Genomic DNA, 14,518 nt, shown 5'->3' on the forward strand with positions numbered 1-14,518 from the left:
GGCTTATGCCGAAAAAAACTTATGCGCTTGGCCAAAATCGGCACATTGTTCAGGACGAAAGCCTTTGTTTATGCGCTTCAGGGAGCACGGAGAGGCTTGAGGAAAGTTCCATTCACTTTGCGACATACGGCGAAGTAATGCTGAAGGGGAGGGACGCGTAGCGGCAGATGGGTGACGGTTTTTTGTCACTCGGGTGATTCACCACCGTTACGTAGCGCTAGTGGGTTTGCGGCATCAATCAGGATTGCGCAGTGCTTGAAAGCACTGACCTTTCCTTGTTTGCGCTACCTGCGAAACGAACTGTCGAGGTGCGAGCGTCACCCCGGCAACCCGCTTGAGCCATGGGCGTGCTTCGCGAACCAGTGCCGACGGTGTTCGGCAGCGGAGGAGTTTCACATGGCAACGCTCATCGGGATCGTCACTAAAGTCATTGGTCAGGTTTTTGCTCAAGGCACCGACGGCACTCGCCGCGCTTTGGTCGAGGGCGACCGCTTGTTTGCCGGCGATCAAGTGATCACCGGCGCAGAAGGCGCTGTCGCCATTCATTTGCAAAATGGCCACGAACTGACCTTGGGTCGCGACAGCAGCATGACCCTTTCCGGGCAACTGCTGGCCAATCAGGCGGTGCATGTCGACTCCCCTGAAGCGCTGACGCCGAGCGAAGCACAGCTGACTGACGTCGAGCAGATTCAGAAAGCCATCGCTGCCGGCGAAGACCCGACCAAAGCCGCTGAAGCCACCGCTGCGGGCCCGAATGCGCCGACTGGCGTGCCGGGCGAGGCGGGCGGTGGTCACAGCTTTGTGTTGCTGACTGAAGTCGGTGGACGAGTGGATCCGGTCATCGGCTTCCCGACCGCCGGTTTCAATGGCATTCCCGAGTTTCCCGAAGAGCGGCATAACGCGGTGATCGACAATGGCAACAACACGCCGATCGTGCCGCCGCCGGTCAACAATCCGGTGACGCTCAGCGGCCTCGCGGTGCCGGGGGGCGAGCAGACCCTCAACGAAGCCAACCTGCCCGACGGCTCCTCCTCCAACCCCGGCGCGCTGACTCAGAGCGGCAGCTTCACGGTGTCGGCGCCGGACGGCTTGAGCAGTCTGAACATTGGCGGCATCAGCGTGATCAGTGGCGGCGTGGCGGCGGGTTTCCCGCAGTCGATCACCACGCAACTGGGCAACACCCTGACCATCACCGGTTACAACGCTGCGACCGGGGTCGTCAGTTACAGCTACACCCTCAACGGCAATGACGCCCATCCGGCCGGTGACGGCGCCAACAGCCTCAGCGAACATTTCACCGTGACTGCCGGTGACAGCAATGGCGACAGCGCCACCGGCTCGCTCGACGTCAACATCATCGACGACGTGCCCAGAGCGGTGAGCGACAGCAACGCCAATACCGCGTCGGAAACCCTGCTGACCCTTACCGGCAACGTGCTGACCAACGATGTGCAAGGTGCTGACCGCGTGCCCACCGGGCCTGTGACTGCGGGCACCTTCACCGGAACTTTCGGTACGCTGGTGTTGAATGCCAATGGCACGTACACCTACACCCTGAACACCAGCGACGCGGATTTCAAAGCGCTGCACGGTGGCGGTAACGGCACAGAGACGTTCACTTACACCATCACCGATTCTGACGGTGACACCAGCACCGCGAATCTGGTGCTGCAGATCCACAACAACGACGATCCGGTGGTCCTCAACGGTCTCGACGTCAACGGCGGCGAACTGACGGTCTACGAGAAAAACCTCAGCACCGGCAGCGCGCCGGACGCTAATGCACTGACTCAGAGCGGCACCTTCACCATCACTGCGCAAGACGGTGTAACGAGCCTGACCGTGGGCGGTATCGCCGTGGTTACCAATGGCGTAGCTGCAGGCTTCCCACAATCGGTCACTACTCCGTTGGGCAGCACGCTGACCATCACCGGTTTCAACGCAGCGACCGGTGTAGTGAGTTACAGCTACACGCTGGATCACAACGACGCCCACCCAACTGCCAACGGCGCCAACAACCTGCCCGAGCAGTTCGCCGTCACCGTCGTGGACGACAACGGCACGACTGCCAATGCAACCCTCGATGTGAACGTGATCGACGACCTGCCCAAAGCGGTGAACGATTCCAACGCCAACACCGCTTCGGAAACCAACCTTACGCTGACAGGCAACGTTCTGACCAACGACGTACAAGGCGCTGACCGCGTACCCACCGGCCCCGTCACTGCCGGTACGTTCACCGGCACCTATGGCACCCTGGAGCTGCACACCGACGGCACTTACACCTACACGCTCAACCCGACCGATGCCGACTTCAAGAATTTGCACGGCGGCGGCAATGGGACAGAGACGTTCACTTACACCATCACCGACTCGGACGGTGACACCAGCACCGCGAATCTGGTGCTGCAGATCCACAACAACGACGATCCGGTGCTGATCAATGGCTTGAACGCCGAGGGCGGCGAGCTGACTGTTTACGAAAAAAATCTCAGCACTGGCAGCGAGCCGGATTCCAACGCACTGACCCAAAGCGGCACCTTCACCATCACCGCTTTGGACGGCGTCACCACGCTGACTGTCGGCGGTATCGCTGTCGTCACTAACGGTGTGGCCGCCGGCTTCCCACAATCGGTGACCACGCCGCTCGGCAGCACACTGACCATCACAGGTTTCAACGCAGCGACCGGTGTGGTCAGCTACAGCTACACCCTCGACCACAACGACGCCCATCCAACCGCCAACGGCGCCAACAACCTGCCTGAACAATTTGCCGTCACCGTGGTGGACGACAACGGCACGACTGCCAATGCGACCCTCGATGTGAACATCATCGACGACCTGCCAAAAGCGGTGAACGATTCCAACGCCAACACCGCTTCGGAAACCCTGCTGACCCTGACAGGCAACGTGCTGACCAACGACGTACAAGGCGCCGACCGCGTACCCACCGGCCCGGTCACCGCCGGTACCTTCACCGGCACCTATGGCACCCTGGAGCTGCACACCGACGGCACTTACACCTACACGCTCAACCCGACCGATGCCGACTTCAAGAATCTGCACGGCGGCGGTAACGGCACAGAGACGTTCACTTACACCATCACCGATTCTGACGGTGACACCAGCACCGCGAATCTGGTGCTGCAGATCCACAACAACGACGATCCGGTGGTCCTCAACGGTCTCGACGTCAACGGCGGCGAACTCACGGTCTACGAGAAAAACCTCAGCACCGGCAGCGCTCCTGACCCAACCGCGCTGACCCAAAGCGGCACCTTCACGATTACCGCTTTGGACGGCGTCACCACGCTGACCGTCGGCGGCATCGCGGTCGTCACCAATGGTGTGGCCGCCGGCTTCCCACAATCGGTGACCACGCCGCTCGGCAGCACACTGACCATCACAGGTTTCAACGCAGCGACCGGTGTGGTCAGCTACAGCTACACCCTCGACCACAACGACGCCCATCCAACCACCAACGGCGCCAACAACCTGCCTGAACAATTTGCCGTCACCGTGGTGGACGACAACGGCACGACTGCCAATGCGACCCTCGATGTGAACATCATCGATGACCTGCCAAAAGCGGTGAATGACAGCAACGCCAATACCGCTTCGGAAATTAACCTCACGCTGACCGGCAACGTCCTCACCAACGACGTACAAGGCGCCGACCGCGTACCGAGCGGCCCGGTCACCGCCGGTACCTTCACCGGCACCTATGGCACCCTGGAGCTGCACACCGACGGCACTTACACCTACACGCTCAACCCGACCGATGCCGACTTCAAGAATCTGCACGGCGGTGGAAATGGTACAGAGACGTTCACCTACACCATCACCGATTCTGACGGTGACACCAGCACTGCGAATCTGGTGCTGCAGATTCACAACAACGACGATCCGGTGGTCATCAGCGGCCTGGACGTGAACGGCGGCGAACTGACGGTCTACGAGAAAAACCTCAGCGACGGCAGCGCGCCGGATTCCTCGGCACTGACCCAAAGCGGCACGTTCACCATCACCGCTCTGGATGGCGTCACCACGCTGACCGTCGGCGGCATTGCTGTGGTGACTAATGGTGTGGCTGCTGGCTTCCCGCAATCGGTGACTACACCGTTGGGCAGCACGTTGACCATCACCGGTTTCAACGCAGCAACCGGTGTCGTCAGCTACAGCTACACCCTCGATCACAACGATGCGCATCCAACCGGCAACGGTGCCAATACCTTGCCTGAGCAATTTGCCGTAACGGTGGTGGATGACAACGGCACCACCGCCAACGCGACCCTCGACGTCAATGTGGTCGACGATCTGCCTAAAGCCGTGGATGACAGCAACACCGGCACCGCCTCGGAAAGCCAGTTGATCCTGACCGGCAATGTCCTGACCAACGACGTCCAGGGCGCCGACCGCGTGCCGACCGGCCCAGTGACTGCCGGGACTTTTACCGGTACCTACGGCACGCTGGAACTGCACACTGACGGCACTTACACCTACACACTGAACACCAACGACGCCGACTTCAAAAACCTGCACGGTGGCGGCAACGGCACCGAAAATTTCACCTACACCCTCACTGATTCCGACGGCGATACCAGCACCGCCAACCTCGTCCTGCAGATCCACAACAACGACGATCCGGTGATCCTCAACGGTCTCGACGTGAATGGTGGCGAACTCACGGTCTATGAGAAAAACCTCAGCGACGGCACCAGTCCCGATGCATCGGCGCTGACTCAGAGCGGTACCTTCACCGTGACCGCGCTCGACGGTCTGCAAACCCTGACCGTGGGCGGCATCAACGTCGTCACCGGTGGTGTGGCCGCAGGTTTCCCGCAATCAACCGTCACGCCGTTGGGCAGCACGCTGACCATCACCGGCTACAACCCGGCGACCGGCGTGGTCAGCTACAGCTACACCCTGGTCGATAACGAAACCCATCCGAACGGCAATGGCGCCAACAGCATCACCGAGAACTTCAACGTGGTGGCGACTGACACTGACGGCAGCACCGCCAGCGGCCAGATCAACGTCAACATCATTGATGATCTGCCGAGCGCGCACGCCGATTCCGCCTCGGTGGCGGAGGGCGGCACCGTCAGCGGCAACGTGCTCGACAATGACATCGGCGGCGCCGACGGCCCGGCGGTGACCGGCGCGGTGGTCGGTGTGCGCGCCGGCTCCGACACCTCGACCTCGGCCATTGGCGGCCTCAACAGCAACATCAATGGCACCTACGGTTACCTGACGCTGGACGCCAACGGCAACGCGGTCTATCACAGCAACCCTAATGCCGTGAACGGCCCCGGTGCGGTGGATGTGTTCACCTACACCGTGCGCGATTCCGATGGCGATGAAAGCACCACCACCATCACCATCGATGTCGCCAACAGCAAGCTGTATGCGACCAGCGACACCGACGTCACCGTCTACGAAAAAGCCCTCGACCTGACCAAGGACGGCGCCGATCTGGCCCCGGGTACGGTCACCGGCAGCGACCCGACCAATACGGGCGAAACCGCCTCCGGCACACTGGTCGGTTCGGTCACCGGTGCGGTCGGCGCCATCAGCTATGCGCTGGTCGGCAGTGCCACCGGCAACTACGGGCAGATCGTGCTCAACCCCAACGGCACTTACACCTACACCCTGACCTCGCCCGCGACCACCACACCGCATGCCGACGACGGGGCCAATACCCTGACTGAAACCTTCACCTATCAGGCCACCGATTCGCTGGGCAATGTGGTCACCAGCACCATCGTCGTCAGCATCGTCGATGACGTGCCCAAAGCCCTCAACGACAGCAACGCCACCAGTGCCTCGGAAACCCAGCTGACCCTGACCGGCAACGTGCTGACTAACGACGTGCAAGGCGCGGACGTGGTCGCCATCGGACCGAATGCCGGGCCGATCACTGCCGGTACGTTCACCGGGACTTACGGTACGCTGGTGCTCAATGCCAACGGCACTTACACCTACACGCTTAACCCGGCTGACGCCGCTTTCAAGGCGCTGCACGGCGGTGGAAACGGCACCGAGACATTCACCTACACGCTCACCGATGCCGACGGCGATACCAGCACCGCCAACCTGGTGCTGAACATCCACAACAACGACGATCCGGTGGTGCTCAACGGCCTCGACGTCAATGGCGGCGAACTCACCGTCTACGAGAAAAACCTCAGTGACGGCACCAGCCCTGACACCCCGGCGCTGACACAGAGCGGTACGTTCACCGTCACGGCCCTGGATGGCCTGCAAACCCTCACTGTCGGTGGCATTGCCGTCGTGACCAACGGGGTCGCCGCAGGCTTCCCGCAATCGGTGGTGTCGCCGCTGGGCAGTACGTTCACCGTCACCGGTTACAACCCGGCGACCGGCGTGGTCAGTTACAGCTACACCCTGGTGGATAACGAAAATCACCCGACCGGCAACGGCGCCAACAGCCTCACCGAAAACTTCAACGTGGTCGCGACTGACACCGACGGCAGCACCGCCAGCGGCCAGATCAACATCAACATCATCGATGACCTGCCGACCGCCAAGGCCGACACCGGCTCGGTGGTGGAGGGCGGTACGGTGAATGTCAGTGTGTTGGGCAATGACGTCACTGGTGCGGACGGCGCAACGGCGGGTGGTGCTGTGGTCGGCGTGCGCGCCGGCGGCGACACCTCAAGCTCGGCGATCGGCGGCCTCAACAGCAACATCAACGGCACTTACGGCTACCTGACGCTGGACGCGGCGGGCAACGCCATTTACCACAGCAATCCAAACTCGGTGAACCCACCGGGCGCCACCGACACGTTCACCTACACCATCCGCGACGGCGACGGTGATGAAAGCACCACCACCCTCACCATCAATGTCGCCGACAGTAAACTGATTGCGTCGGTCGATCAGGACGTGACGGTCTACGAAAAAGCCCTCGACCTGACCAAGGACGGCCAGGACCTGGCGCCCGGCACGGTCACCGGCAGCGACCCGAGCAACACCGGCGAAACCGCCACCGGTACGCTGGTCGGTGCGGTCACCGGCGGCAGCGGGGCAATCACCTATACCCTGGTCGGCAGCGCCACCGGCACCTACGGGCAGATCCAGCTCAACGCCGACGGCACCTACACTTACACCCTGACCTCAGCACCGAAAACCACGCCGAACGCCAACGACGGCGCCAACACCCTGAGCGAAAGTTTCACCTACAAAGCCACCGATGCGCTGGGCAACAGCACCACCAGCACCCTCGTGGTCAACATCGTCGATGACGTGCCCAAAGCCGTGGCGTCGGACCGCTCGGTGGCGGCGGTGGAGATCGATTCCAATCTGCTGATCGTCCTCGATATTTCCGGCAGCATGGTCGACCCGTCCGGCGTGCCGGGCCTGTCGCGGCTGGATCTGGCGAAACAGGCGATCAGTGCCTTGCTCGACAAATATGACGACCTCGGCGACGTCAAGGTGCAACTCGTCACCTTCAGCAGCAGCGCCACCGACAGGACCTCGGTGTGGGTTGACGTAGCGACCGCCAAATCGATTCTCGCCGGCCTCTCGGCGGGCGGCGGCACCAACTACGATGCGGCGGTGGCGATGATGCAAACCGCCTTCAATACCTCCGGCAAACTCACCGGGGCGCAGAACGTCGGTTACTTCTTCTCCGATGGCAAACCGACCACCGGCCAGGAAATCGGCACCGCCGACGAGACCGCGCTGAAGAACTTCCTCGATGCCAACAGCATCAAGAACTACGCCATCGGCCTGGGCAGTGGTGTGAGCAACGCCAACCTCGACCCGCTGGCCTATGACGGTATCAGCCACACCGATACCAACGCGGTGGTCGTCACCGACCTCAATCAGCTCAATTCGGTGCTGTCGGGCACTGTGGAAGGTGCGCCAGTCACCGGTTCGCTACTGGGCGAGGGCGGTACCTTCGGCGCCGATGGCGGCTTCATCAAATCCATCGTGGTCGACGGCACCACCTACACCTATGACCCGCGCGCCAACAGCGGCCAGGGTTCATTGACCGCCAGCGGCGGCACCAACCACGGTACGTTCAATACCGTGAACAACACGATCAGCATCGCCACCAACAACAGCGGCACCCTGGTAATCAACCTCGACACCGGCGACTACAGCTACACCTCGCAGAAAACCACGACCACGGTGATCACCGAGAACATCGGTTTCACCCTCAGCGACAATGACGGCGACCTCGCCAGCTCGACGCTGACCGTGAAAGTGATCCCCAACTCGCCACCAGTGGCGGTGGACGACCACGTCATCACCAACGTGCTGTCGAGCAGCGTCACGGTGCCGGGCGAACTGTTGCTGGCCAACGACACCGACCCGGATGGCGACACGCTCAACGCCTCACCAACCACCTTCAACACCGGGTGGGTGGCCAAGGGCGCGGACTTCACCGGTACCGGCGCGATCACGTTCAACGGCACCAGCAACACGGCGGCCAACCAGAACCTGGCCGACGTGCGTAACGCGTTCGCGGCGAACACCGCCGCGATGACCGCGGTGCTGGTGGTCAGCGGTTACCTCGGTGCGGTGACCAACGCCAATGCCAACGATGAGGACTTGATCACCGTCAAACTGAAGCAGGGCGAAACCCTCAACCTGGATCACAACCTGGCGGCCGGCCACGTCACCATGGAGTACTCGGTCAACGGCGGCGCGTTCGTCAGCATCGCCGACGGCGACACCATCACCGCCAGCGCCGACGGTACGTACCAGATCCACGTGACTAACATCAGCAACACCAGCGGCAGCAACCCGACGGCAGCGGAAAATTACCAACTGACCATGACGGTCAACTACGCCGGCGCCCACGACGTGACGCCGGACTTCAACGGCACCTACACCGCCAACGACAACCATGGCGGCAGCGACACCGCCAACGTCAACATCACCTATCAGGATGGCCACACCCTCACCGGTACTGCCGGGGATGACATTCTGGTAGCAGGCAGCGGCAACAACCTCCTCAATGGTGGCGACGGCAACGACGTACTGACCGCCGGTTCCGGCAACAACGAGATGCACGGCGGTGCGGGCAACGACTTGCTCTACAGCGGTCCGGGCAACGACATTCTCGACGGCGGTACCGGCATCGACACGGTCAGCTATGCCCATGCCACCGCCGGGGTTACGGTCAACCTCGGCCTGCTCGGTGCGCAAAACACCATCGGCGCCGGCACTGACACGATCAGCAACATCGAAAACCTGGTCGGCTCGAACTTCAACGACACCCTGACCGGCGACAACAATAACAACGTGATCAACGGCGGGCTGGGCAACGACATCCTCAACGGTGGTGGTGGCGATGACCTGCTGATCGGCGGCATGGGCAACAACACCCTGACCGGTGGAGCGGGAGCGGACACCTTCCAGTACCTCAAGGGCAACACTGGCCACGACACCATCACCGACTTCACCCCCGGCACCGACAAGCTCGACCTGTCACAACTGCTGCAAGGTGAAAACGGCACCACCGCGTCGCTCGACGACTACTTGCACTTCACCGTCACGGGCAGCGGCGCCTCGGTGCTCACCAGCATCGACGTCAGCGCCCTGGCCGGCGCCACGCCGAACCAGACCATCGACCTGGCTGGCGTCAACCTCGCCAGTCATTACGGTGTAACGCCAGGGGCAGGTGGAGTGGTAGCCGGTGGGCACGACACGGCGACGATCATCAGCGGCATGCTCAATGATCATTCGTTGAAGGTGGACACGGTGTGATCAAGGCCTGAAGCGACAAAACCCGCCGTCCCGATCATCGAGGCGGCGGGTTTTTTCTGTCTGGAGAACTGCGTTGCCAGTGAGTCAGACTTCGCGAGCAGGCTCGCACACATTGAATTTATGGTGCTCACCATTTTGTGAGCAACAAAGCTCCCCTGTGGGAGCGAGCCTCACAGTCGAGCAATCCCCCGACTGAATGCAATCGGTCAATTGTGGGAACTGGCTTGCCAGCGATGGCGGCCTACCAGCCGACCAATCCCCACCTGAATACACGCATTCCAACTGTGGGAGCGGGCTTGCTCGCGAACAGGCCGGCACTTTCAACATCACTGATGTCTGACCTGACGCCTTCGCGAGCAATCCCGGCCCACAGGGGACTGTCGTCGGACACAACACTGTGACTACACGGCTACGAGGTGGGCGCGAACTTCGTTTCGGATAAACGCCACTGCATTTTGCGTCGAATACCATGGTCGTTTCCGACGGGCGGTAGCAATACCTGTAATTTCTGACAGTAGGCAGGGCTTTTTACCCGGCATTAAATGAGGCCGTCACCCAGACAGCCCAAATCGCGCTGCCGTGATTGTCGAAAAGGAAGGCCGGAGATGGCGAAGTCCAAAGAACCTGGCGAACAGGCATCCGTTGACGATGCGACTCTGGAAGCTGTGCAGATCGACGCGCCGAAGGTGCCTGCCGTGCTGGATCCCGATGACCCGTGGGGGCTACTGCCTTTGTCGGCACTGGGTGATGATCTGGCCGTCACGTTCATGGATTTTCAACAGGGGGCTCCTGGGCCGGGCGAGGCCGATCTGGTCGAGCTGGGATTCATGTCTAAAGGTGCGGCTTTTCAAATGGTCGATGAAAAGTGGTATCCGACAAGCGATCCCATTGATTTTCCGCAAACACTGAAAGTGCCGAGTTATCGGCTCAAGGAAGGTGTTTACGAGGTGGCGATCCGGATTTCCAGGTACGGCAACAATCCGGTCGAAGGTGATCGCAAAACCCTGACCATCGATACCAGCAAACCCAATTTCGGCAACACACCTGGCCCGGTGGTATTCCCTGCCGAGTTGGGCGGAGTCGTTACCGAAACCTATCTCATCCAGGAGGGCGAGGTCAGTGTGCTGGTGCCCTGGTATATCGATGCAGCAGTGGGCGACCGTGCCGAGTATTACTGGACCGATAACGCCAGCCCGCCGGACTCTGAAGTGCCGATACGCGAGCAAGAGTTCAGCCCGGAAGATATCGCCGACAAACGCCTGCGCATCACCGTGTACGCCGATGAGATTCGTGTCTGGGGCCCGGGTCGTCGCGCCCTCTATTACTATCTGAGGGACCGGGCCGGTAACGAAGGGCCCCGCTCCATTCTTTCGTGGATCGAGGTTGACCTGTCGCCCGCACCGGGTGCGCTGCAACCGCCCAAAGTGCCGCTGTCCGACCGGGGAGTGCTTGATCGGCAACAGGCGCGTGACGGTGTGGTCGTGGAAATCCCCGAGTACGACTTTGCAGACGCTACACACTGCGCTGCCATCTACTGGGATGACATTCTGGTCGATGAAATTCCAATCGATCCTGCGGACTTTCCGGCGATTGTCCCGGTGCCATGGTTGAACTTGCACGCCAGGGGCGACGGACCGCGCCAGGCCAGTGTCTATTACCGGATTCGCCAAGGCTCGACGTATGGGCCTCCTTCTCCGTCGACTTTGGTTGCCGTCGACTTGACGCTGGCAGGACAGGACCATGCCAACGCACCGGCGCTGCTCAACGCAGAGCTGGCGCTGGTTGAGGTGTATGGAGAAAAAACCCTCACCCTCAATACCTTGCTCAGCGCCGATTACGGTTATCCGGCCACGGTAAAACTGAAACTGTATGACGCCCCGCAGGCCGGCCAGGTACTTGAGCTTTATTGGGGAAGCTACCCCGGTTTCGTTGCTCGCTATGTGGTCAAGGCTTCAGATGTGGCCGGCAAAACAATCTGGCTTTCAGTGCCCTGGAATGTCATCGATACCGATAAGGAGAATCCGGCACTGCCCGTTTATTACACCACCAGTAATGGCGTGAATCAGCAGCAGTCGCTGCCAACTCCAGTCAGGGTGCAGATATCGAATCTGAAAGAGCCGGTCTTTCCAGATGCGGGAAAAGAAGGGGTGCTTCATTGCTGTTCCAGACCCCGACTCTGGGAGGGCGTCAAAGTCAGAGTCCGGGCCGATGTACGCATCGAACAGGGCGATACCATCACCCTGGTCTGGCAAGGTTGTGCCGGGCCCAACGGCACCCAGCCGATTGAAGGTACTTACGCAGAAATGAGAAGGGAGTTGACGACGTACCAGCCCGGGGAGGATGTCGACATAGTCGTAGACGACTACGACACCCTGATTGCACCCATGGTCAATCGAGGTTCTGCACTGGTTCATTATCGGTTGAAAAAGCGCGATGGTGACCGAGGTAACTCGCTTGCAGACTTCGTGATCATCAATCGCACCCTGCCCAGCGGTGAAATATGTTCACCCACCAACGATTTATGTAACGAAAACTGACGAGTTTCGCTTCGTGCAAGAGCAGTAAATGCCGGGTGTCTGTCTGGGAATCTGCAGTGGGAACAGATGGCTTGGCGAATCCATTTGATCAGGAGAACAGGCAATGAACAACTTGAAGATGTTATCCAAGGCAGAGGCTGCCCGTAGAAAACTGTATGTGTTGCGCCAGTCGCTGGGGACTCGGGCGGGCATACCGCCGGAAGTTGAAAATTTATTGCCGGCACTTCCAGGCGATAACGTGAAAAAGTTGCAGTCGGCTCGTCAGGGAAGAGACTGCGATGTGGATGTTAAGGATGTGCAAGGACCTGAAGGTTCAAAGCCAGAAGAATTATGGATTGCGTTGTTCAAGGGAGACGAGAAGTTAACAGAGTATAAACAAGTGCCGTTTCCAAATGTTGATTTTAAAATGATCTTGCCAGGGCTTCATACTGCAACCCCTGGTCCATTCAGGATGAAATATATAGTTGATTATGGTGGTGTCCAAAATATATCTGACGAGTCGCTGTTTTATATTGACAACGTACCGCCCAACCATGGTAACCCGGGTGGCGTTGCGACACCGCCCGACGAAGTAATTGATGGGGTGTTGACGCGTGAAATTCTTGATGCAGGCGAGTATATAACTATGACAGTGCCTGCACCCGATGATGTCGCACAGGGTGATATTTATCGTGGTTATTATGGACGTCTGAAGGAAGGTATTCTTGTTGATACTTTTATAGTTGAGGAGGACTCTACTTCTCCTATCCTAATGAATATTCCTACGAGTCTGATTAAGGGTGTGGGTGAAGGGGAGTTTAATTTTTACTGTGTGTATCAAGATCGGGTAGGAAATGTCGGGAAGGATGGCGAACCATTTAAATTCACCGTGGAACTGACACCAAGACCCAGCGGTTTGCAGCCACCAGAGGTACCAGTGAACGATGACGGTGTAACCGATCTGAAGGATGCCTACCCTGTTCTGGATGTGGTTATTCCAACATTTGACAATGGCTTGCCAACTGACAAGGCCGTGGTCACTTTCGATGGAAAACCTCAGACTGGCATACCTACCGACGGCACGAGTGAAGTGATCGTCAGCGTTCCTTTTGCGGATGTGGCGCTCGGTGGCGACGGACCTCGGGAGGCAACGGTGACTTACGCAATCGTTCGCAATGGCAAGGAATTCCCGGGACCAACAGGGGTGACAGTCGACATTGATTTTACTATCCCCGGCCCGTCTAATCCGCAACCCGACCCGGATTTGGGCAACCCGAACCTGGGCGAACTGGTAGTCAAGGGCTCAAGCAAAGATGATGAATTGGTGGAAGACGACATTGGCACTGATGTCGATATAGATCTGGATCTTCCAACTGGGCTCAAGGCCACCGATGTTATCACCCTGGTCTGGGAAGGCCAGAAAGTTGCCGCACCCGAAGGTGTGTATACAGTAACTGGATTGGAAGATCCTGATTTCAAGGTCCCACTCACACTTAAATCGGAGGTGTTTGAAGCAACCAAAAACGGCAGGAAAACAGCTCGTTATGTGATTACCAATCCGGCCAATGGTGAAAATGAAAATCCATCCCTGCCTACCCCAGTCAAAGTCGCTATATATCCCGTGTCCTTGCCTGCTCCGGTCATCCAGCATCTTTATACCAATCCGGGGGGCATCGTGTATCTGAATTGCAATTCGCTTCGGGATATACCCGTCATTGGGTCGGCTGCAGTTGTCCGGGTCGCTGGTGGTGGCTCTCTTGTAGCAGACATGAAATTGGATTTTGTCTGGTCGCGAAGCAAGCTTGAGCCGGGAGCGCCTGATATTGAGGATTATACGTTCGAGAAGCAATTGCAGGGCAGTGAACATTTAAATGGGTTCGAAGTTTACTTGCCATTCGCTGATGCACTTCGCCCGATCAAGGACGGGAATGGCAAAATTGTATATTCAACGGTGATCGATGGGGACACTCATTCCTCTGCAGAACAAGCGGTCAGGGTCGTTGTCGCGGATTTCGACGGTAAATATTGTGACGGATCCACAGGCGCGTAAACGTGTCTTTTGAAGGGGGGGCGTGTATTGCGCTTCCCTCCTTCTGTCTGTCCGTGTACCGGGTATTAATCTCTATCAAGTTCAGGATTATTCCTACAGAAATGATGATGGGCTTCTTGTACATTGCCCCGCAGTTTTGCTGGTAATTCAGCGCAAGTATTTCCCTCGAAAAGTGGTAAGGAGGTCATATGGGTTGTCGTACATGTCT

3 protein-coding genes are annotated in these 14,518 nt (G+C 59.1%); all 3 read left to right on the forward strand.

What is annotated here, in order from left to right:
• The first annotated feature begins 396 nt into the window (after positions 1 to 396).
• The 3 genes from ACYZUM_RS04050 (at position 397) to ACYZUM_RS04060 (ending at position 14,310) form a co-directional block, all read left to right on the forward strand.
• Entirely contained in the window at positions 397 to 9,744 is a 9,348-nt protein-coding gene (locus tag ACYZUM_RS04050; protein WP_108181998.1) for a retention module-containing protein, read from the forward strand.
• A gap of 605 nt (positions 9,745 to 10,349) precedes the next feature.
• On the forward strand, positions 10,350 to 12,281 hold the full coding sequence (locus ACYZUM_RS04055; RefSeq protein WP_108181999.1) for a hypothetical protein: 1,932 nt from the start codon (positions 10,350 to 10,352) through the stop codon (positions 12,279 to 12,281).
• Between the two features lie 103 nt (positions 12,282 to 12,384).
• On the forward strand, positions 12,385 to 14,310 hold the full coding sequence (locus ACYZUM_RS04060) for a hypothetical protein (RefSeq protein WP_108182000.1): 1,926 nt from the start codon (positions 12,385 to 12,387) through the stop codon (positions 14,308 to 14,310).
• The last annotated feature ends 208 nt before the right edge of the window (positions 14,311 to 14,518 follow it).

The sequence above is a fragment of the Pseudomonas sp. m6p genome, from assembly GCF_055760375.1.